This window comes from Martinezella rhizogenes (assembly GCF_007002745.1).
GTDB lineage: Bacteria > Pseudomonadota > Alphaproteobacteria > Rhizobiales > Rhizobiaceae > Agrobacterium > Agrobacterium cucumeris.
On the sequence record NZ_SGNY01000001.1, the window covers coordinates 802,703 to 823,663 of the forward strand.

Consider the following 20,961-nt stretch of genomic DNA (forward strand, 5'->3'; position numbering starts at 1 on the left):
CTCGCCTGACTTCAGGAATGTGGTGCTGGCTGGCCAGCGATTGGGAGTAGTGCATGCGGAAACCCGCCGCTGAACACGCCGTTGCCGATGAGGCAGCGGGCATGGTGGTTGCCGATCGCAGGATGTCTTTCGCTCTGCCGGGGCTGGTGCTCGCTGGCGTCGCTCTCGTTTGCGCCATCATTACCCTCTTCGTGCTTCTCGGCGTCACGCCGATTGCGCCGACATCGAATGTCGTCATTGCCTCCGTCGTCATCAATTCGATCTTCGTGATCGGCCTGATCTTTTTGATCGGCCGCGAAATCAACCGCCTGCTGAAAGCGCGCAAAAAGGGCAGGGCGGCGGCCCGTCTGCATGTGCGCATCGTCGTGCTTTTCTCCATAGTGGCAATCACGCCGGCCGTGCTTGTCGCCATCTTCGCCAGTCTGACGCTGAATGTCGGTCTCGATCGCTGGTTTTCGCTTAGAACCCAGTCGATCGTCGATTCCTCCAGCAATATCGCTCAGGCCTATATGATGGAAAATGCCGGCTACCTTCAGGGACAGACCCTGTCGATGGCCACCGACCTTGATCGCAACCGCGCGCTTTTTTATCTCGACCGTACGGGCTTCGTCGATCTGATGACCCGTCAGGCCAAGGGCCGCGGCCTGCTTGGCGCGTTTCTGGTGCAGGAAGATGGCGACGCCGTCGCTCAGGCCAACATCAAGACGGAAAAACCACTTCCCGCCATTCCGCACGATGCGCTGGAAAAGGCCGCCGCCGGCCAGCCGACGCTGATCCCGCCCGGCATTACCAACCTTGTCGGCGCCATCATCAAGCTTGAAGGCATCGAGGGCACTTTCCTCTACACCGTTCGCGCCGTCGATCCCAAGGTGATGGGTGCGATGCGGCTGATGGAGGAGAACCGTGCTGAATACAAGGCAATGGAGGCCGGCCGCGCGCCGCTGCAGATCGCCTTTGCGATCCTCTATCTCGGTTTTGCCTTGATCGTGCTTTTGGCCGCCATCTGGACCGCTATTGCGGTGGCCGACCGTATCGTGCGACCGATCCGCCTGCTCATCAGTGCCGCAGACAGTGTCGCCACCGGCAACATGCATGTTCTGGTGCCCGTCCGCGCAGTGGATGGCGACGTTGGGCGCCTGTCGCGCACTTTCAACAAGATGGTCTCGGAACTGCGCAGCCAGCAGGAGCAGATCATCGAGGCCAAGGATGATATCGACGATCGCCGCCGCTTCATCGAGGCCGTGCTGTCAGGCGTTACCGCAGCTGTTATCGGTGTCGACGAGAACCGCAAGATCACCATCGTCAATCCGTCGGGTGAAGAATTTCTGGCGCAGACCTCCGAGCAGCTGATCGGCGCGCAATTGTCGGAGATCGCGCCCGAGATCGAACAGGTTGTGACCGAGGCCAACACCTGGTCGCGCGGCAATTTCCGCAAGCAGATCAACATCATGCGACGCGGCAAGGAGCGGACGCTCAATGTGCAGGTGACCCGCGAGGATGCCCGCGACAGCCGCGACAGCTACGTCATCACCCTCGATGACATCACCGATCTCGTCATCGCTCAACGCTCCACCGCATGGTCGGATGTGGCGCGCCGTATCGCCCATGAAATCAAGAACCCGCTGACGCCGATCCAGCTTTCCGCCGAGCGCATCAAGCGCCGTTTCGGCAAGCAGATCGACGAAAGCGACCGCGCCGTTTTTGACCAGTGTACGGACACCATCGTCCGGCAGGTCGGTGATATCGGCCGGATGGTGGACGAATTCTCGGCTTTCGCACGCATGCCGAAGCCGACGAAGGAAAAGTCGGACCTGCGTTCGATCCTGAAGGACGCGGCGTTCCTGCGGGAAATCAGCGCCGCCGACACGAAATTCTCCACCGAACTGGGCGATGTCGCGCTGGAGGGCATGTTTGATGCCCGCATGCTGGGACAGGCGTTCGGCAATCTCATCAAGAATGCAACGGAAGCCATCGAGGCGGTGGAAGGCGAAAAGCGGCCGGGGAAAATCCTCGTGCGCGCCTCTTTCGACGAGGCCAATTCCCGTTTCGTGGCTGACATCATCGACAATGGCCGCGGCCTTCCCGTCGAGAACCGTCATCGCATTCTCGAACCCTATATGACGATGCGCGACAAGGGCACCGGTCTCGGCCTCGCCATCGTCAAGAAGATCATCGAAGAGCATGGCGGGTATCTGGAACTCCACGATGCCCCGCCGGAGTTCGATCACGGCCACGGCGCCATGATCAGAGTGCTGCTGCCCTATATCGAGGCGGTCGGCGGCGAAAATAACAAGGAAGCAGCATATGGCGTCTGATATTCTGGTCGTGGACGACGAGGCGGATATTCGCGAAATCGTGGCGGGCATTTTGTCCGACGAGGGCCACGAAACCCGCATGGCCTTCGACAGCGACAGTGCGCTGGCCGCGATTTCGGAGCGCGTGCCGCGCCTGATCTTTCTCGACATCTGGATGCAGGGTTCGAAGCTCGACGGTCTGGCGCTGTTAGACGAGATCAAGAGCCGCCATCCCGAAATTCCTGTCGTCATGATTTCCGGTCACGGCAATATTGAAACCGCCGTCAACGCTATCAAGCGCGGCGCTTTCGATTTCATCGAAAAACCGTTCAAGGCCGACCGCCTTATCCTGATAGCCGAGCGGGCGCTGGAGAACTCCAAGCTGAAGCGCGAGGTTCAGGAACTCAAAAAGCGCACGGGTGACGCGGTTGAACTCGTCGGCGCTTCTCTTGCGGTTTCGCAGCTTCGTCAGACCATCGACAGGGTAGCCCCCACCAACAGCCGCATCATGATCCTTGGCCCCTCGGGTTCTGGCAAGGAACTGGTGGCGCGCATGGTGCACAAGAAATCCTCACGCGCCACCGGGCCTTTCGTGGCGTTGAATGCCGCGACGATCACGCCGGACCGCATGGAAATCGCGCTCTTCGGTACCGAAGGGCTGCCGGGTCAGCCACGCAAGGTCGGCGCGCTGGAAGAGGCCCATCGCGGTGTTCTTTATCTCGACGAAGTCGGCGAAATGCCACGCGAAACCCAGAACAAGATCCTGCGTGTGCTGGTTGACCAGCAGTTCGAGCGTGTCGGTGGCGGCAAGCGGGTGAAGGTGGATGTACGCATCATTTCCTCGACCGCCCATCACCTCGAAAGCCTGATCGCCGAAGGCCAGTTCCGCGAGGATCTTTACCATCGCCTTGCCGTCGTGCCCGTGAAGGTGCCGGCTCTGTCCGAACGGCGCGAGGATATTCCTTTCCTCGTCGACATGTTCATGCGGCAGATTTCCGAGCAGGCCGGCATTCGCCCGCGCAAGATCGGCGACGACGCCATGGCCGTCCTGCAGACGCACGACTGGCCGGGCAATATTCGCCAGCTGCGAAACAATATCGAGCGACTGATGATTCTCGCGCGTCCCGAAGGCGGCGAAGCGCCGATCTCGGCCGACATGCTGCCATCAGATATCGGCGACATGCTGCCGAAGATTTCGGCGCAGGGAGACCAGCACATCATGACCCTGCCGCTGCGTGAAGCCCGTGAAATGTTTGAACGGGATTATCTGGTAGCCCAGATCAACCGTTTCGGCGGCAATATTTCGCGCACGGCAGAATTTGTTGGCATGGAAAGATCGGCACTGCATCGCAAACTGAAATCTCTCGGCGTATAAGGACAGAAGGCGCATTGCCGTAACCGATATTCCGTCAGAGAGACAGCATGAGAGTCATCATTTGCGGCGCAGGGCAGGTGGGTTACGGCATAGCCGAACAATTGTCGCGCGAGGATAACGAGGTATCGGTGATCGATACCGCCGCGCCGCTCATCTCCGCCATCACCGAGACGCTCGATGTGCGCGGTTATGTCGGCCATGGCGCGCATCCGGACATGCTGGCGAAAGCGGGTGCCGACCAGGCGGACATGATCATCGCCGTCACACTGCATGACGAGATCAACATCGTTGCCTGCGAGGTGGCGCATGCCTTGTTCAGTGTGCCGACCAAGATCGCCCGCATCCGCGACCAGAGTTATCTGAAGCCGGAATATGCCGATCTCTTCAGCCGCGAGAACATGTCGATCGACGTGACGATTTCCCCGGAAGTGGAAGTCGGCAAGATGGTGTTGCGCCGCATCGCCTTTCCAGGCGCCACCGACGTAGTGCGGTTCGCGGATGACACGATATACATGCTGGCGATTGAATGCATGGAGGACTGCCCGGTCATCAATACGCCGCTACACCAGCTTTCCAACCTTTTTCCGGACCTCATCGCCACGGTCGTCGGTGTTTTCCGTAACGGCATCCTCAAGGTGGCGCATTCCTCCGAACAGTTGAGGGTCGGCGACCTTGCCTATGTCATCTGTCAGCGCCAGCACGCCCGCCGTACCTTAAGCCTGTTTGGCCATGAGGAGCAGGAAGCGCAACGTATCGTGATTGCCGGCGCCGGCAATATCGGCCACTTCGTTGCCCGCAAGATCGAGGAGATGCAGCCGAAAACCCGGGTAAAGATCGTCGAGGCAGATCGCGACAGGGCTGTTGCCGCATCGGAGCAGCTCAGCAACACCATCGTCATGCATGGTTCGGCGCTTGATCAGAAAATTCTGATGCAGGCCGATATTCAGGATGCGGATCTGATCGTGACGCTGACCAATAACGACCAGACGAATATTCTGGCCGCCGTGATGGCGAAGCAGCTGGGTTGCAAGTCCAATCTTGCGCTGCTGAACAGTTCGTCCTTTCATGATGTCGCGGGTTCGCTTGGTCTCGATGCCTATATCAACCCTCGCGCCGTCACCATCTCCCGCGTTCTACAGCATGTGCGCAAAGGCCGCATCCGCTCGGTCTATGCCGTGCAGCGCGGGTCGGCGGAGGTGATTGAGGCTGAAGCGCTGGAAACCTCGCCGCTGGTGGGCCAGTCCTTCCGTGATATCGACATGCCCGACGGCGTACGCATCGGCGCGATCTATCGCGACGGCGTGGTGATCCGCCCGGATGGCAGCACGAAGATCAAGGCGAAGGACCGCGTCGTGCTGTTTGCCTCGGCGGATGCGGTGCGCGACGTGGAGCAGCTTTTCCGGGTTTCGATACAATATTTCTGACTGTTTCGAATCGAAAAAGCGGGTCAATACTCGTACTCGTCAGGCCGTTTTCGCCGTTGCGGAATGGGACATGATTTGATACCAGAGTTGCAGGCTGGCCAAGCGGGGGACTAGACTCGGCCGGTTTATTATTGATTGATTATTTTCCGGTGTCCCTGCCGGCAATAAAGAAAGAAGCGGCGCCATGGCGGAACGTTCTCAAAACCTTCAGGATCTTTTCCTCAATACCGTTCGTAAGCAAAAGATTTCGCTCACGATTTTTCTGATCAACGGCGTCAAGCTGACGGGCGTTGTCACTTCCTTCGACAATTTCTGCGTGCTTCTGCGCCGTGACGGTCATTCGCAGCTGGTCTACAAGCACGCGATCTCGACCATCATGCCCGGCCAGCCGATGCAGATGTTCGAAAGCGAAGAAGGCGCAGCCTGATCAGGCTCCCTCTGACGGTATCTTCGATATAAACTGACGCGGATCGGAACATTTCCGGTCTCGTCAGGTTAATCTCCATGGCCGTCCGCGCGGATGCGGTCGGCCGCAATGTTCTTTCTGGATAAGGCTGAGCCCATTTCGACGCGCGACACCTCGAACGAATCGATCATTCCGGAGCAGGAGAAGCGCCGCGACGACATGCGCGCCGTGGTCCTCGTGCCGGTCCTCAAGCAACAGCGTGAAAATCGCGATGCGGCGGCACCAGTTGCTCCCGGCCGCTCCGTCGAAGCCAAGCTTGAGGAAGCAAAGGGTCTGGCGCTTGCCATCGAGCTCGAGGTAACGCAGGGTCTCATCGTTTCCGTCAATCAGCCGCGCCCCGCCACCCTGTTCGGAACCGGCAAGATCGAGGAAATCGGTCATCTGCTGGATGAAACCAATTCCGGCCTGGTGATTGTCGATCATCCGCTGACCCCGGTGCAGCAGCGCAATCTCGAAAAGCAATGGAATGCCAAGGTCATCGACCGGACAGGCCTGATCCTTGAAATCTTCGGCCGTCGCGCCTCCACCAAGGAAGGCACGCTGCAGGTCGATCTTGCGCATCTGAATTACCAGAAGGGCCGCCTCGTCAGAAGCTGGACCCACCTTGAGCGTCAGCGCGGTGGTGCGGGCTTCATGGGCGGTCCGGGTGAAACCCAGATCGAGGCCGACAGACGCCTGCTGCAGGATCGCATCGTCAAGCTTGAGAAGGAATTGGAGCAGGTGGTGCGTACCCGCCAGCTTCACCGCGCCAAGCGCCGCAAGGTGCCGCATCCGATCGTTGCGCTCGTCGGTTACACCAATGCCGGCAAATCCACGCTGTTCAACCGCATCACCGGGGCAGGTGTTCTGGCAGAGGACATGCTGTTCGCCACGCTCGACCCGACATTGCGGCGCATGAAACTGCCGCACGGCCGCACGGTTATCCTGTCCGATACCGTCGGTTTCATTTCCGACCTGCCGACCCATCTCGTTGCGGCTTTCCGCGCGACGCTGGAAGAGGTGCTTGAAGCCGATCTCGTTCTGCATGTACGTGATATGTCCGATCCGGACAATGCCGCCCAGTCTGCGGATGTGCTGCGCATTCTCAGTGATCTCGGCATCGACGAGAAAGAAGCCGAAAAGCGCATCATCGAGGTCTGGAACAAGGTCGACCGTCTGGAGCCGGAAGCGCATGACGCCATCATGCAGCGCGCCGAAGGCCGCTCTGATATCCGCGCCGTTTCGGCGATCACGGGTGAGGGCGTCGATGCCCTGATGGAAGAGATTTCAAAGCGCCTGTCCGGTGTGCTGACGGAAACGACTGTTGTCTTGTCTGTCGAGCAATTGCCGCTGATTTCCTGGGTCTACAGCAACTCCATCGTCGATAACCGTGAAGACCATGAGGACGGATCGGTTGCGCTGGATGTTCGCCTGTCGGAAGCACAGGCTGTGGAACTGGAGCGGAAGCTTGGAAAAGCAACCATTCGCGAGCGCGAGGATTGGGAGCGCTGAACGGTCCGTAAGAAAGCCGGCATTCCCTCACATTCGACGTTATCCTTGGGCTTGTCCCGAGGATCTAAACACGTCGAATAAAATCAAGACGTTGGCAGATCCTCGGGACAGGCCCGAGGATGACGGCAGAGTGTTTGGCGAGGTTCGTCGCAATCAGGAGGGAACCACATCAAGCGACCGCTCGATGCGTTTTGCCGCCTGCCAGAGGTCTTCCATCCTCTCGAGGCTCGCCGCCTGAAGCGTCTCGCCATTATCGTTGAGCGATGTTTCGATGTGATTGAAACGTCTGCGGAATTTCGTGTTGGTGCCGCGCAGCGCATTTTCCGGATCAGTCTTGACGTGACGGCCGATATTGACCAGCGCGAAGATCAGGTCGCCAAGTTCGTCCGCAACCTTCTCCGGCCTGCCTTCCGCCAGCGCCTCGCGCAGCTCGGCGATTTCCTCTTCGATCTTGTCGAGGATGGGCGCCGGGTCCGACCAGTCGAAGCCAACGCGCGCCGCCTGTTCCTGCAGCTTCAAAGCCTCGGTCAGCGCCGGCTGGCTGCGCTGTACGCCGCCCAGAAAACCAGCCTTGAAATCCTCGGTAATACCCCGGCGCGCACGGCGCTCCGCACGCTCACGTTTTTCTTCAGCCTTGATCTGGTCCCATTGCAGCTTGACCGTTTCCGGTGTGTCGGCGCTGGAGACGGCGAAAACATGCGGGTGGCGACGGATCATCTTCGAAGTGACGGCATGCACCACGTCACCGAAAGCGAATTCGCCCATTTCCTCTGCGATGCGGGCATGGAAAACCACCTGCAGGAGAAGATCGCCCAGCTCGTCGCACAGATCGTCCGTATCCTTGCGCTCGATGGCATCGGCAACTTCATAGGCCTCTTCGATGGTGTAAGGCTTGATCGTCTCGAAAGTCTGAACGATATCCCACGGGCAACCGGTTTCCGGCTGGCGGAGCGCCTCCATGATCTCGATCAGGCGGGAAATATCCTTCGAGGCTTCCATATGTATCAAACCTTTGTTTTTACGCATTTTTCGCGCGGAGATCCGCACTGCACCCTCAACGAAAATGCCCTAGTTCAGCGGAATATCGTTGTCGCTCTTCGATGACTGATAGCTGGTGGAGAGATCATCGTAAGTTGCCTTGATACGGGCCGTCTGCGCCTTCAGGGTGGTTTTCAGCGGATCGTCCTCGCCCTCAACCAGATCGGCGATGAAGAAAGAATTCCAGAACGCGTTGTTGCGGCGATAACCGCCCGGCTCCAGCCCGAATACCTCCTTCAGGATTTTCAGATCATGCGGGATTGCAAAAGCATCGCGTGAATCCTCATGGCTGAAGAAGGAATAGAAATTGTCGAATCCGGCCCAGGTGATGGCCGACATGCACATGGTGCAGGGTTCATGGGTGGAAAGGAAAATCAGATCCTTGGTATTTGGCTTTTCACCCAGCTCGTAAAACCGCTTCAGCGTATGCACTTCACCGTGCCAGAGGGGATTTTCGAGTTCGTTGTTCGTCTCGGCAACCACCAGCGACAGGTCGGATTTGCGCAGGATCGCCGCACCGAAAACCTTGTTGCCCAAGCCCACACCGCGGGCCGTCAAGGGCAGGATATCATGCTCGATGACGTCGAGAAGGCGGGAAGCGAGGCTGTGGCTGGTCAAGGGTCTGATCCTTCGTGCCGCTTTGAAGAAAGCGGTATTCGCATGGAGAAAACGACAGAAAATGGTCCTCCCTTGTTCGGCGCGAGGACCCGGTTTGTCAAGGGATTCTCATGGGTTTGAGGGCACCGTGACCGGTGCAAAACGGGGGTGCCGGTTTGTTTTCCTCAAAAACAGGGGTGTTCGAGAAATAAAAATCCAAGCGCTGGAAAGGCTTGAATTTCTGTTTCTTCAATCTTGCGCCGCAATGCGGGATATATGTCCAATGCACAACGAACATGATTTTTCCGCAGCTGGCGATCGCCTTTCGACCTTCCCCGCTTTCTTCCGGGTTGAGGGGCGGCAGGTCGCCGTCTTTGGAAATGGCGACGAGGCTTTCGCCAAGGTAAGGCTCCTCGCCAACACCAATGCGCATATCGTTTCTTATGCCGATCAGCCGGAGGCGGATTTTTCCCGCTATCTCAGCGAAAATGGCATAGATCATCGGGCTTTGGCGTTCGCCGCTGAGCTGATCGAGGGCGCGACGCTGGTTTTTGCCGCCACCGGAAACGAGGCGCTCGACCGCGAAATCGTATCCGCCGCGCGTGCGAAGAAAATCCCCGCAAATGCGGTGGATCAGCCGGAATTTTGCGATTTCTTCACCCCGGCGATTGTCGCGCGCGCGCCCGTCGCCATCGCCATTGGCACGGAAGGGGCAGGGCCGGTGCTTGCCCAGATGATCCGCGCCCGCATCGACCAGATGCTGTCGCCGTCGCTCGGGAAACTCGCACGTCTTGCGGTGCAGTATCGTGATGCGGCTGAGGAGAATGTGCCCAGGGGCGCGTTGCGGCGCAATTTCTGGCGGCGGTTCTTTTCGGGTGCGGTTGCGGATGCTGTCGCTCTCGGGGACACCTCTTCCGCCCGTCATGCCGCAGATCGCCTGCTGCAATCGCCGGAACGCAGCGAAGGTCGCGTCTGGCTTGTTGGCGCCGGTCCCGGTGCGGAAGATCTGCTGACGCTGCGCGCACAGCGCGTGCTGATGGAAGCCGATGTGATCGTTTACGACGCACTGGTGCCGCAGGCGATTGTCGATATGGGCCGTCGCGATGCCGAAAGGCTGTCTGTCGGCAAGCGCAAGGGCTGCCACAGCAAGTCGCAGGAAGAGATCAACCGTCTGCTGGTGCGTCTTGGCCGGGATGGCAAACGCGTCGTGCGCCTCAAATCCGGCGATCCGCTGGTCTATGGCCGTGCAGGCGAGGAAATGGCGGCGCTGCGCAATGCCGGCATCGGTTACGAGATCGTGCCGGGCATCACCTCCGCCTTCGCCGCCGCTGCGGATTTCGAATTGCCGCTGACGCTGCGCGGCGTGGCTTCGTCGCTGATTTTCACCACCGGCCACGATCTGACCGGCGATGTCCTGCCCGATTGGGCCCGTCTTGCCGTTTCCGGCGCAACAATCGCCGTTTACATGGGCCGCAGCGTTGCCGCCTCGGTGGCGACGCGGCTGATCGAAGCGGGCCTGGGTGTGGAAACCACCGTCGCCGTCATTGAAAACGCCAGCCGCGCGGATCGCCGCCTGCTGCATGGCACATTGAACGATCTGCCCGACCTCGAACATCGCGATGAACTGACCGGCCCGGTCATGGTCATCATCGGTGATGCGGTGGCGGGCGCCAATTTCGACAGGTCCGAGGCGCTTGCACTGTCAGTGCAGCCGGCGGATTTCAAACGGGAGTACGTAAATGGTTGACAAGGTTTTGACCGCCAATCGTCTGGGCGACGGTATCGCCGTCTGGCTCGACGCCAATGGTGACTGGACGGAGAACCTGCAGGGCGCCATCGTCGCCCGCCATGCGGAGGCCGTCGCTTCGTTCGAGGAAATCGGCAAGCGTGATTTTTCCGCCAACAAGGTGGTCGATGTGGCCATCGTTGACGTGGTGGAGGAGAATGGCAAGCTCTGGCCGACCCGGCTTCGCGAGCGTATCCGCGCTGCCGGCCCCACCGTGCACTATGCCACCGGATTCAAGCCGGCCGATGCAGCATTTATCGCAGTCTGAGGAAGAATATGTACCGTTACGACGAGTTCGATCACGCATTTGTTGAAGGCCGCGTGGCGCAGTTTCGCGATCAGGTCGAGCGCCGGCTGTCCGGTGAGCTGGCCGAGGACGCATTCAAGCCGCTGCGCCTGATGAACGGCGTTTATCTCCAGCTGCATGCCTATATGCTGCGCGTCGCCATTCCCTACGGTACGCTTAATTCGCAACAGATGCGGATGCTGGCCCATATCGCCCGCAAATATGACCGGGGTTACGGCCACTTCACCACGCGTCAGAACATCCAGTATAACTGGCCGAAGCTTTCCGATACGCCGGATATTCTGTCTGAACTGGCCAGCGTGGAAATGCACGCGCTGCAGACGTCGGGCAACTGCATTCGCAATGTCACCGCCGATCATTTCGCCGGCGCGGCCGCCGATGAGGTTGCCGATCCGCGCCCCTATGCGGAAATTCTGCGCCAATGGTCTTCCGTGCATCCGGAATTCTCGTTCCTGCCGCGCAAGTTCAAGATCGCGGTAACGGGTGCCGAGCGCGATCGCGCCGCCATTCAGGTCCATGATATCGGCCTGCATCTGAAAAAGAACGACAAGGGCGAGATCGGTTTTGCCGTTTATGTCGGTGGCGGGCAGGGCCGCACGCCGATGATCGCCAAGAAAATCCGCGATTTTCTGCCGGAAGAGGACCTGTTGTCCTACACCACGGCAATCATGCGCGTTTATAACCTGCACGGCCGCCGCGACAATAAATACAAGGCGCGTATCAAGATCCTCGTGCATGAAACCGGTGCGGAAGAACTGGCCCGCCAAGTCGAAGTCGAGTTCGCCGAGCTGAAAAACACCGAATTGAAGCTGCCGGATGCCGATATCGCGGCGATTTCCGCTTATTTCGCGCCGCCGGAACTGAAGAACCGCCCCGAAGGCTGGGAAAGCCTGGCGCGCTGGAAGAAGGCGGATGAGGGTTTTGCCCGTTTCGTTGACCAGAACGTCCAGCCGCACAAGCACCCCGATTACGGCATGGTGACGATTTCCCTGAAACCGATCGGCGGCATTCCGGGCGATGCGACCGACGAGCAGATGGAACTCGTCGCTGATATCGCCCAGGAATACGCTTTCGACGAAATCCGCATCAGCCACGAGCAGAACATCATCCTGCCGCATGTGGCGCTGGCCGATCTGGAACCGGTCTATCGTGCACTGGTGGGTGCTGGCCTTGCGACCGCCAATGCCGGGCTGATCACCGATATCATTGCCTGTCCCGGGCTGGACTATTGCGCGCTTGCCAATGCGCGCTCCATTCCGGTGGCGCAGGAAATTTCCAACCGTTTCGGTGCTCCGGAGCGTCAGGCGGAAATCGGTGAGCTGAAGATCAAGATTTCCGGCTGCATCAATGCCTGCGGCCATCACCATGTCGGCCATATCGGCCTGCTGGGCGTGGAGAAAAAGGGAGCCGAGCTTTACCAGATCACGCTCGGTGGATCGGGTGACGAAAACACCTCGATCGGTGAGATCATCGGCCGTGGTTTCGAGCCGGACAGGGTAACCGACGCCATTGAAACCATCGTCGATACCTATCTGCGGCTTCGCCTGTCGAAAGAGGAAATCTTCCTCGATGCCTATCGCCGTGTCGGACCGCAGCCTTTCAAGGATGCGCTCTACGGTTCCGCCGCCGAAGCCGCCTGAGGAGAGCGTCATGACGAAAATCTGGAACCGCGACGGCTTCGTGGAAAACGATCCCTGGGTGATCGAAACGGAAGAGGTGAAAGCGACAGCCGCGCAAAAGCCGCTGCTGCCGCTCGCCGATTTCCTCATTCGTGCGGCGGAAAGCAACGATGTAGGCCTGGGCGTGCTGATTGCGCCGGCCGACGATGTCACCCGCCTTGAGCCCTACCTTGACCGTATCGACCTTGTGGCCGTGAGTTTTCCGGCCTTCAACGATGGCCGTGGTTTCAGCCACGCTTCGCTGCTGCGCAACCGCCTGGGTTTTAGAGGTGAGGTGAGGGCAGTCGGCGACGTGCTGATCGACCAGGTGCCGCCGATGCTGCGCACCGGCTTTACCAGTTTTGCAGTGACGAACGGTACGGCGATACGCCGCCTGTCCGAAAATCGCCTGCCGGAAATCCCGGTTTATTACCAGCCGACGGCCCGGCCGGCGGCGGGCGGCGAGGCCTATAGCTGGCGTCGGCGTGCGTCCCTGTGACACGTTGCGCGGAAATATGATTTTTTGATACATATTTCCTGAGCACATAGCAGTTGTGATATTCTCATGCCTTCAAACCTCGGCAAAAATGGTATAATTGCCCGGTTGGAGAATGTCGCTTATCGAATAAGAATGGACGGAACCTGAAATGAACGCGCCAGCCAAGACGGAAGATTTCGCGATCAAGATACCTGATGGTGTTTACGCCGAGACGGTTTTATCTGTGGAGCACTATACGGATCACCTGTTCCGTTTCCGCATGACACGTCCGGCCGGTTTCCGTTTCCGCTCCGGTGAATTCGCCATGATCGGCCTGATGGTCGGAGAAAAGCCGATTTACCGCGCTTATTCCATCGCCAGCCCCGCTTGGGATGAGGAACTGGAATTCTTCTCGATCAAGGTTCCCGACGGTCCGCTGACCTCCCATCTTCAGGCGATCAAGCCCGGTGACACGGTTCTGATGCGCAAGAAGCCGACAGGCACGCTGGTTCTGGATGCGCTGACACCCGGCAAACGGCTCTACATGTTCTCGACCGGCACCGGCATTGCGCCTTTTGCAAGCCTGATCCGTGACCCCGAGACCTATGAGAAGTTTGAAGAGGTCATCCTCACCCATACCTGCCGTGATGTTGCCGAGCTGAAATACGGCTTCGATCTGGTTGAGGAAATCCGCAACCACGAGTTCCTGAACGAAATCGTCGGCGACAAGCTCAAGCATTATGCGACGGTGACCCGTGAGGATTACCCCTTCAAGGGCCGCATCACCACGCTGATCGAAAACGGCAAGCTGTTTGCCGATCTTGGCGTTCCGGCGCTTGATCCGGAAATTGATCGCGGCATGATCTGCGGTTCCTCGGCCATGCTGAAGGACACCAAGGAATTGCTTGAAAAGGCCGGCCTGAATGAAGGCGCTAACAACAAGCCCGCCGAATTTGTGATCGAGCGCGCTTTCGTCGGCTGAACGCATAAGACGACGAGATTTCAGGAGGCCGTCAGGCCTCCTTTTTATTTGCACCTTCAGTGTAGCTATCGAGAAACGCTGTCATCATCCTGTTTCGGTGCGATTTCATTGCGATAGAGAACGAACAGTCCGATGGCAATCGCCGCGATGCCGCCGCCGACGAGATGCGACAGCGAATAACCACCCTTCGTCACCAGCCAGCCTGCCACGACATTGCTGAATGATGCGCCAATGCCCTGAACCATCATGACGCTGGCAAGGCCGACGTTAAAACGGCCGGTCCCCTTCAAGATTCTTTCCACCGCGACAGGTGTGACGATGCCGAGCAGACCGGCGCCAACGCCGTCAAGAAACTGCACCGGAAAGACGACCCAGAAATCCGTAAAGGCTGAAGCGAGAAGGCCACGTATGGGCAGGGCGACGAGAGCGATAATGAACACCGTCGAAAGACCGAAACGGCGTATCAGCCACGGCGCCATCGCAGCGACGAAAATCATCGCGAATTGCGCGACGCCGGTGATGATGGCTGTGGTGCGGAAGGGCGTTTGCAGTTCAATGGCGAAATCCTGTGCGATCAATCGACCCATGGGCGCGTTGCCAAAATGGAAGACGAGCAGAATGATGGCGAGAAAGATCAGCCCGCGTTCGTGCAGCAGAACCCTTATTCCGGATGGCCCGGGCTCTCCCTTGTCTTCGGCAAGACCACGCGCAGCCTTGTGATCGATCCTGTCAGGATCAATCGCCGCCGTCGCGACCAGAGCGCCTGCAGCAGTCAGCAGCATCAGGCCAATAATCCCATTCATGCCGAAGAAGGTGACGACCACATAGGTCGCAAAAAGCGACGCGAAATTGCCGCCGTGGTTCCAGAATTCGTTGCGCGAGATCTGATGGGAAAACAGGCGCTCGCCGACAAGACCCAGTGTGAGGCCGGCAAGTGCCGGGCCGATCACGGCGCCGACGACCGCCGTCATGATCTGCCCGGTCCAGACGATCCAGGCATCCGGAAAAATCAGCGTGATCAGCGCGCCGATGGTCACGAGAACGACAGGGATGGCAATCAGCATCCTCTTCCATGTTGCGCCATCAACAAGGGCACCGCAGAGCGGTGTCGCAAGCAGACCGACAAGGCCACCGACCGTGGCGATCATGCCCAGCGAGAGTGAAGACCAGCCCTGTGTCGCCAGAAATGCATCCAGAAACGGACCGAGACCGTCGCGGGCATCGGCGAGGAAAAAGTTCAATGCTGCAAGGGCAAAAAGCGTGCGGTCCGGGATGCCACCGCTGCGCGGCAGACCGCCCGAAGGAAGACCGCCATGCGGAGTCGAAACGCCAATAGTCGTCATGAAATACGCTCCGAAAAACATGCGCGAGTAATGGGAAATTGATCAAGGCTGGCGAGAAACAGCTGTGTCTGCATTTGGTTGCATCGGCGAGAGATAAACATAAAACTCTCGACATTTTTGATCGCCGCAGAATAGGCTGAAGGAACGTTTGACCGTACTGTCGAGTTAGTCTCCGTGGAAAAACGGATTACTCGCCATGAAAACCCATGCTTTAGCTCTTCTATTTTCGGCTGTATTGCTCGGTGGCCAGCCCGCACATGCGGATGAACGCGCATTCCTCTCATCGCTGAAAGGCACATGGGCGGGCAAGGGGACCGTGATCACACGGATCGGCACTCCGCCGATCAATGTAAGTTGTACGCTGAATTCCAATGCGGGGGCATCGTCGCTCAACATGTCTGGCACGTGCCGCGGCCTTCTTGTGGTAAGGCGCGCTATAGCGGCCGATCTTTCAGAAAAGGGCGGGCGCTATAGCGGGGCTTATACTGGCCCGTCTGGCCGACCATCGGCCCTTTCCGGCACGAGGCGAGGAAACGCAATCAACCTGACGGTCCGCTGGAACCGCGACATAAACGGCGACCGGGTTGCCGCCATGACCATCGAAAAGATTGGAGCCAACGGACTGCGGCTGCGCACCACCGATAAGGACGGCAGAACCGGCAAGACGGTGGTGACGAGCGACATCCGGCTGGTGCGCTGACGAGCGGCGATAATGTAGCGCCAGCTTGTCTATCTGAATTCAAGCAGCAGCGGGCAATGATCCGAAACCTCCGGCCGCGCCACAACGTCGAAATGGTCGATCTTCACAGCCGGATTGACCAGCATGTAATCCGCATAACGGTTCTGCTTGGTGTAATGCGAAGTCCGCGTGTCGTTAAAGCCGCGCGTCGTGACCAACTCGGTGAGGTCAAGTTCTCTTAGAACGGCAAAAGTCTCGCTGTCAGGCAAAACATTGAAATCGCCGCAGACGATAATCCGGTCACCCGCCTCGGCGATATTTCTGACCAGCTGGACGAGCCGCTTCGCCTGGGCCAGACGCGCGGGGCTGTCGTGTTTGCCTTCGGGGTCTCGCAGGCCGTGCATGTGGGCGATGACGGCGGGCTGGCCGGTTGTGAAATCGAAAATACGAATGGCATGGGCGGTCCGCGATCTCGGGTGGTCGCCATATCCATCGGCTGAAAAGGTGCCGTGAACGAAACCCTGCGCCTGCGCGACAATGGGAATGGATTTACGCACGAAGGTCGCGAGCCCCCATTGCGACGGGTATCTTATATCACCGTCCCAGAGATCACCCTGCGCTGCCGGGCAGAAGACCGCCAAGTGATCGGGCAGGGCGTCTGCGATATCCCGCAGGAAATTCGCCCTCTGCGGCAGGTCGATGCCGTGATCGCGATAGGACAGCCAGTCCTGCGTGGCATCAGGCGTATAGACCACTTCCTGCAGACACAGGATATCGGGATCGGAAGAGGAGAGATAGGGAACAAGCTCGTCATGGAGCTTCCCGCCCCAGCCGTTCAGGCAGATCAGACGCATTCACACTCCATCGCCGCGGAATTGCATGATCCCGTTTAGCATGGAACCGCTGGCGATCAATCCGTCCCGCGATTTCAGGGTGTGGAGGTGTCGCGCCCTGATGACAGAGGCCCGGATGTTTCCGGGCCTCTGATCCAGGTTCAAGCCGAATGCCTTATTCGGACATCTTGTGTCAGGCAGCGCTGACTACATCTTCGGCAGCAACACCTTGTCGATGACATGAATGACGCCGTTGGATTGCTTGACGTCGGCGATGGTTACATGGGCAACCGTACCATTCTCGTCTGTCAATGTGATTTTGCCCATGCTTTCCTTGGCCTTGAGCACACAGCCGCCGACGGTCTTCACGTCATGCTCACCCTTGTCGTCCTTGATCATCTTTTCGATGGCCGGTGACAGTGCATTGGCGGCAACGACGTGGCAGGTCAGCACTTTGACCAGCTTCTCCTTGTTCTCGGGCTTAAGAAGATCGTCGACCGCACCCTTCGGAAGCGCAGCGAAAGCTTCGTTGGTCGGCGCGAAAACCGTGAACGGACCTTTTCCTTGCAATGTTTCGACAAGCCCGGCGGCCTTCACCGCTGCGACAAGCGTTGTGTGGTCTTTCGAGTTCATCGCATTTTCAACGATGTTCTTGTCCTCGAACATTGCGGCGCCGCCAACTTTGGGGTTCGCCGCGTAAGCGGAAACCATGCCGATGGAAAGAGCTGCGGCCAGCGTCAGGGCACGAACAGAAACGTTGTACATCGTTATTCCTCCTTGGTGACTTCCAAACCCCGAAAGGCAGTTCTTCCGGTGGCCGCTATCGGTCATCCGTAGCGATAAAAGAGACGAAAGCCGTTTCCCCGAAGTTTCGAGGTGAGCCAGGAAAAATGATAAATAATTGATTTCAGGAATGATTATCTATGCCCCGACATAAAAAAGCCCGGAGCGATCCGGGCTTTTGTCTTGAACGAAACGAAGTTTACTCTGCCGCTTCGGCATAATCCTCCATCGGCGGGCAGGTGCAGATGAGGTTACGGTCACCATAGACATTGTCGATGCGGTTGACCGGCGACCAGTATTTGTCGATGCGGAAGGCGCCGGGCGGGAAGCAACCCTTTTCGCGGCTATAGGGACGGTCCCACTCGCCGACGAGGTCTTCCACCGTGTGCGGCGCGTTCTTCAGCGGATTGTTGAGCTTGTCCGCACGGCCTTCCTCGATGTCGCGGGCTTCCTCGCGGATCGCCAGCATGGCATCGCAGAAACGGTCGATTTCCGCCTTGGTCTCGGATTCCGTCGGCTCGATCATCAGCGTGCCGGCCACCGGCCAGCTCATGGTCGGCGCGTGGAAACCGCAATCGACGAGGCGCTTCGCCACATCGTCCACCGTCACACCGCAGCTGTCTGCAAGCGGGCGGGTGTCGATGATGCATTCATGCGCCACGCGACCGGTCTCGGACTTGTAGAGCACGTCGTAAGCGCCCTTCAGTCGTTCGGCGATGTAGTTGGCGTTGAGGATCGCAACCTTGGTCGCCTGCGTCAGCCCTTCGCCGCCCATCATCAGGCAATAGCTCCAGGAAATCGGCAGGATCGACGGCGAACCGAAAGGAGCTGCAGACACCGCACCCTCACGACCGTCCGTCGCCGGATGGCCAGGCAGGTAAGGAGCAAGATGCGCCTTGACGCCGATCGGCCCCATGCCAGGACCGCCGCCGCCATGCGGAATGCAGAAGGTCTTGTGCAGGTTGAGATGCGAAACGTCCGAGCCGATATCGCCCGGACGGGCAAGGCCGACCATGGCGTTCATGTTGGCACCGTCGAGATAGACCTGACCACCATGCTTGTGGGTGATCTCGCAGATCTCGCGAACGGTCTCTTCGAACACGCCGTGAGTGGAGGGATAGGTGATCATGCAGCACGAGAGGTTTTCCGCATACTGCTCTGCTTTTGCACGGAAATCATCGATATCGATGTCACCGTTATCCCGCACCTTCACCGGCACCACCTTCATGCCGACCATCTGCGCCGAGGCAGGGTTTGTGCCATGCGCCGAGGTTGGAATGAGGCAGACATCGCGATGTGTGTCGCCATTGGCAAGGTGGTAGTTGCGGATGGTCAAAAGCCCGGCATACTCGCCCTGCGCACCGGAATTCGGCTGCATGGAGAAGGCATCGTAACCGGTGACCGAGCACAGCTTTTCCGAGAGATCATCGATCATCTCCTTGTAACCGAGTGCCTGATTGGCGGGTACGAAGGGATGGATGTCGGAAAATTCCGGCCAGGTGATTGGCAGCATTTCCGCCGTGGCGTTCAGTTTCATGGTGCAGGAACCGAGCGGGATCATCGAACGGTCAAGCGCCAGATCGCGGTCCGAAAGACGGCGGATGTAACGGGTCATCTCGCTTTCGGCACGGTTCATGTGGAAGATCGGATGCGTCATGTACTGGCTGGTGCGCAGCAATTCCTTCGGCAGACGATAGTCCGGCGTAAAATCCGAGATCGAGAAATTGCCGCCAAAAGCACGCCAGACGGCCTCGAGCGTTGCCGGGCGCGTACGCTCGTCAAGGCTCATGCCGATCCTGGTCGCGCCGACCTTGCGCAGGTTGACACCTTCCGCCACGGCCGAGCGCAGGATAACGCCCTGCATATGGCCGACTTCGACGGTGATCGTGTCGAAGAAGGTTTCCGGTTCGATGGTGTAGCCGAGCTTTTCCAGTCCCTTGGCCATCAGCACGGCCTTCTGGTGGGTCTGCTGGGCAATCGCCTTGATGCCCTGCGGGCCGTGGAAGACGCCATACATCGAAGCCATGACGGCAAGCAGCACCTGCGCGGTGCAAATGTTCGACGTCGCCTTTTCGCGGCGAATATGCTGTTCGCGGGTCTGCAGCGACAGGCGGTAGGCGCGGTTGCCGCGCGCATCGACGGAAACGCCGACCAGACGGCCGGGCATGGAGCGCTTATGCGCGTCCTTGACGGCCATGTAAGCCGCATGCGGACCACCATAACCGACCGGAACGCCGAAACGCTGCGAGGTGCCGATGGCGATATCTGCGCCCATTTCGCCGGGAGACTTCAGAAGCGTCAGCGCCAGAAGATCGGCAGCGACAGCAGCGATGGCGCCTGTCTGGTGCAGACGGGAAATCAGGCCGGAGAAATCGCTGACATGACCGTGGGTGCCGGGATACTGGAAGATCGCGCCGAACACGTCGACCGGATCGAGATCGGTGAAGGGATTGCCGATAATCACCTTCCAGCCGAGCGGGGCCGCGCGGGTCTCGATCAGCGCAATGGTCTGCGGATGGCAATTGGCGTCCACGAAGAAGGCGGTTGCCTTGGACTTGGCGACGCGCTGGCACATGGCCATGGCTTCGGCAGCGGCAGTCGCTTCATCGAGCAGTGATGCATTGGCGACATCAAGACCGGTGAGATCGCAGACCATGGTCTGGTAGTTCAGCAGCGCCTCAAGGCGGCCCTGGCTGATTTCCGGCTGGTAGGGCGTATAGGCCGTGTACCAGGCCGGGTTTTCCAGAATGTTGCGCTGGATGACCGGCGGCGTGATGGTGCCATAATAGCCCTGGCCGATCAGCGAGGTCAGGACCTGGTTCTTGTTGGCCGTCTCGCGAAGACGATCCAGCGCCTCGCGTTCGGTCAGCGCCGCACCCCAGGTGAGCGGCACCTTCTGGCGGATGGAGGAGGGAACGGTGGCATCGATGAGCGCGTCGAGGCTCTTATAGCCGACGACCTTCAACATCTCTGCCATTTCCGACGGCGACGGCCCGATGTGACGCCGGTTGGCGAAATCATAGGGCTGATAGTCGGTGAAATGGAATTCGGTGGGCGTCGTCATTACGCGATCAGCTCCTTGTAAGCTGCTTCGTCGAGCAGCGTATCGGCATCCGCCACGTTGGAAAGCTTCAGCTTGAAGAACCAGCCGGCACCCTGCGGATCGGAATTGACCAGCGAGGGATCGTCAACGATCGCCTGGTTGATTTCGACCACTTCGCCATCCAGCGGACAATAGACGTCGGAGGCAGCCTTGACGGATTCAACGGTTGCAGCATCGCCATCCTTGGCAAAGGTTGCGCCCACTTCCGGCAGTTCGACGAAGACGAGATCGCCGAGCTGTTCAGCGGCGTGGCTGGTAATGCCAACGGTGGCAATATCGCCTTCGAACTTCAGCCATTCGTGTTCTGCGGTAAATTTCAGCATC

General features: G+C 58.9%; 18 protein-coding genes. 11 read left to right on the plus strand and 7 right to left on the minus strand.

Annotation, left to right across the window (positions count from 1 at the left end; genetic code table 11):
- Positions 1-53 precede the first annotated feature (53 nt).
- The 5 genes from EXN68_RS04045 to hflX all read left to right on the plus strand — a co-directional run bounded on the left by EXN68_RS04045 (position 54) and on the right by hflX (position 7,050).
- Entirely contained in the window at positions 54-2,315 is a 2,262-nt protein-coding gene (locus EXN68_RS04045) for a sensor histidine kinase NtrY-like (RefSeq protein WP_142839711.1), read from the plus strand.
- On the plus strand, positions 2,305-3,669 hold the full coding sequence (gene ntrX, locus EXN68_RS04050; protein WP_035217431.1) for a nitrogen assimilation response regulator NtrX: 1,365 nt from the start codon (positions 2,305-2,307) through the stop codon (positions 3,667-3,669). The genes EXN68_RS04045 and ntrX overlap by 11 nt, the downstream gene beginning before the upstream one ends.
- Positions 3,670-3,716: 47 nt before the next feature.
- Complete coding sequence (trkA, locus tag EXN68_RS04055; RefSeq protein WP_142839712.1) at positions 3,717-5,093, plus strand: Trk system potassium transporter TrkA; 1,377 nt, start codon at positions 3,717-3,719, stop codon at positions 5,091-5,093.
- Between the two features lie 184 nt (positions 5,094-5,277).
- On the plus strand, positions 5,278-5,520 hold the full coding sequence (gene hfq / locus EXN68_RS04060) for an RNA chaperone Hfq (RefSeq protein WP_003496145.1): 243 nt from the start codon (positions 5,278-5,280) through the stop codon (positions 5,518-5,520).
- 108 nt (positions 5,521-5,628) lie between these two features.
- Positions 5,629-7,050, plus strand: a complete 1,422-nt coding sequence (gene hflX / locus EXN68_RS04065; RefSeq protein ID WP_193559495.1) for a GTPase HflX — start codon at positions 5,629-5,631, stop codon at positions 7,048-7,050.
- Between the two features lie 153 nt (positions 7,051-7,203).
- On the opposite strand, the gene mazG is transcribed toward hflX, so the two are convergent.
- A complete protein-coding gene (mazG, locus tag EXN68_RS04070) occupies positions 7,204-8,049 on the minus strand; it encodes a nucleoside triphosphate pyrophosphohydrolase (RefSeq protein WP_142839713.1) in 846 nt (281 codons plus the stop codon).
- A 69-nt stretch (positions 8,050-8,118) separates the two neighbouring features.
- Positions 8,119-8,706 carry a deaminase gene (locus tag EXN68_RS04075; protein WP_142839714.1) on the minus strand — a complete coding sequence of 196 codons (588 nt, stop codon included), beginning with the start codon at positions 8,704-8,706 and terminating at the stop codon, positions 8,119-8,121.
- A gap of 262 nt (positions 8,707-8,968) precedes the next feature.
- On the opposite strand from EXN68_RS04075, the gene cysG reads away from it, so the two are divergent.
- The 5 genes from cysG (at position 8,969) to EXN68_RS04105 (ending at position 13,896) form a co-directional block, all read left to right on the plus strand.
- Positions 8,969-10,432: a siroheme synthase CysG gene (gene cysG, locus EXN68_RS04085; protein ID WP_142839716.1), complete on the plus strand. Its 1,464-nt coding sequence runs from the start codon at positions 8,969-8,971 to the stop codon at positions 10,430-10,432.
- Positions 10,425-10,739: a DUF2849 domain-containing protein gene (locus EXN68_RS04090; RefSeq protein ID WP_046800199.1), complete on the plus strand. Its 315-nt coding sequence runs from the start codon at positions 10,425-10,427 to the stop codon at positions 10,737-10,739. Before cysG ends, EXN68_RS04090 begins: the two co-directional genes overlap by 8 nt.
- 8 nt (positions 10,740-10,747) lie before the next feature.
- Positions 10,748-12,418, plus strand: coding sequence for a nitrite/sulfite reductase (locus EXN68_RS04095; RefSeq protein ID WP_142839717.1), 1,671 nt, complete (start codon positions 10,748-10,750; stop codon positions 12,416-12,418).
- A gap of 10 nt (positions 12,419-12,428) precedes the next feature.
- A complete protein-coding gene (locus tag EXN68_RS04100; RefSeq protein WP_142839718.1) occupies positions 12,429-12,935 on the plus strand; it encodes a DUF934 domain-containing protein in 507 nt (168 codons plus the stop codon).
- Between the two features lie 148 nt (positions 12,936-13,083).
- Positions 13,084-13,896 carry a ferredoxin--NADP reductase gene (locus EXN68_RS04105; RefSeq protein WP_142839719.1) on the plus strand — a complete coding sequence of 271 codons (813 nt, stop codon included), beginning with the start codon at positions 13,084-13,086 and terminating at the stop codon, positions 13,894-13,896.
- Between the two features lie 65 nt (positions 13,897-13,961).
- Here EXN68_RS04105 and EXN68_RS04110 read toward each other — a convergent pair whose 3' ends face one another.
- The gene (locus EXN68_RS04110; RefSeq protein ID WP_142839720.1) at positions 13,962-15,239 is read right to left on the minus strand and encodes an MFS transporter; all 1,278 of its coding nucleotides are present in this window, start codon (positions 15,237-15,239) and stop codon (positions 13,962-13,964) included.
- A gap of 196 nt (positions 15,240-15,435) precedes the next feature.
- Between EXN68_RS04110 and EXN68_RS04115 the strand changes: the two genes are divergently transcribed.
- Positions 15,436-15,939, plus strand: coding sequence for a hypothetical protein (locus tag EXN68_RS04115; protein ID WP_142839721.1), 504 nt, complete (start codon positions 15,436-15,438; stop codon positions 15,937-15,939).
- Positions 15,940-15,968: 29 nt separating this feature from the next.
- On the opposite strand, the gene EXN68_RS04120 is transcribed toward EXN68_RS04115, so the two are convergent.
- From EXN68_RS04120 to gcvH, 4 genes are all read right to left on the minus strand, one after another.
- Positions 15,969-16,772, minus strand: a complete 804-nt coding sequence (locus EXN68_RS04120) for an endonuclease/exonuclease/phosphatase family protein (protein WP_142839722.1) — start codon at positions 16,770-16,772, stop codon at positions 15,969-15,971.
- A 186-nt stretch (positions 16,773-16,958) separates the two neighbouring features.
- Positions 16,959-17,516 (minus strand): fasciclin domain-containing protein, encoded by a 558-nt coding sequence (locus tag EXN68_RS04125; protein ID WP_046800194.1) that lies wholly within the window; start codon positions 17,514-17,516, stop codon positions 16,959-16,961.
- A gap of 217 nt (positions 17,517-17,733) precedes the next feature.
- On the minus strand, positions 17,734-20,598 hold the full coding sequence (gcvP, locus tag EXN68_RS04130) for an aminomethyl-transferring glycine dehydrogenase (protein ID WP_142839723.1): 2,865 nt from the start codon (positions 20,596-20,598) through the stop codon (positions 17,734-17,736).
- Complete coding sequence (gene gcvH / locus EXN68_RS04135; protein ID WP_006315335.1) at positions 20,598-20,960, minus strand: glycine cleavage system protein GcvH; 363 nt, start codon at positions 20,958-20,960, stop codon at positions 20,598-20,600. Before gcvH ends, gcvP begins: the two co-directional genes overlap by 1 nt.
- Position 20,961: the final 1 nt, after the last annotated feature.

Coding starts and splice junctions, on each gene's coding strand:
- EXN68_RS04045 (WP_142839711.1), top strand. CDS start 54: ATGCGGAAACCCGCCGCTGAACACGCCGTTGCCGATGAGGCAGCGGGC.
- ntrX (WP_035217431.1), top strand. CDS start 2,305: ATGGCGTCTGATATTCTGGTCGTGGACGACGAGGCGGATATTCGCGAA.
- trkA (WP_142839712.1), top strand. CDS start 3,717: ATGAGAGTCATCATTTGCGGCGCAGGGCAGGTGGGTTACGGCATAGCC.
- hfq (WP_003496145.1), top strand. CDS start 5,278: ATGGCGGAACGTTCTCAAAACCTTCAGGATCTTTTCCTCAATACCGTT.
- hflX (WP_193559495.1), top strand. CDS start 5,629: ATGTTCTTTCTGGATAAGGCTGAGCCCATTTCGACGCGCGACACCTCG.
- mazG (WP_142839713.1), bottom strand. CDS start 8,049: ATGGAAGCCTCGAAGGATATTTCCCGCCTGATCGAGATCATGGAGGCG.
- cysG (WP_142839716.1), top strand. CDS start 8,969: ATGCACAACGAACATGATTTTTCCGCAGCTGGCGATCGCCTTTCGACC.
- EXN68_RS04090 (WP_046800199.1), top strand. CDS start 10,425: ATGGTTGACAAGGTTTTGACCGCCAATCGTCTGGGCGACGGTATCGCC.
- EXN68_RS04095 (WP_142839717.1), top strand. CDS start 10,748: ATGTACCGTTACGACGAGTTCGATCACGCATTTGTTGAAGGCCGCGTG.
- EXN68_RS04100 (WP_142839718.1), top strand. CDS start 12,429: ATGACGAAAATCTGGAACCGCGACGGCTTCGTGGAAAACGATCCCTGG.
- EXN68_RS04105 (WP_142839719.1), top strand. CDS start 13,084: ATGAACGCGCCAGCCAAGACGGAAGATTTCGCGATCAAGATACCTGAT.
- EXN68_RS04110 (WP_142839720.1), bottom strand. CDS start 15,239: ATGACGACTATTGGCGTTTCGACTCCGCATGGCGGTCTTCCTTCGGGC.
- EXN68_RS04115 (WP_142839721.1), top strand. CDS start 15,436: ATGAAAACCCATGCTTTAGCTCTTCTATTTTCGGCTGTATTGCTCGGT.
- EXN68_RS04120 (WP_142839722.1), bottom strand. CDS start 16,772: ATGCGTCTGATCTGCCTGAACGGCTGGGGCGGGAAGCTCCATGACGAG.
- EXN68_RS04125 (WP_046800194.1), bottom strand. CDS start 17,516: ATGTACAACGTTTCTGTTCGTGCCCTGACGCTGGCCGCAGCTCTTTCC.
- gcvP (WP_142839723.1), bottom strand. CDS start 20,598: ATGACGACGCCCACCGAATTCCATTTCACCGACTATCAGCCCTATGAT.
- gcvH (WP_006315335.1), bottom strand. CDS start 20,960: ATGCTGAAATTTACCGCAGAACACGAATGGCTGAAGTTCGAAGGCGAT.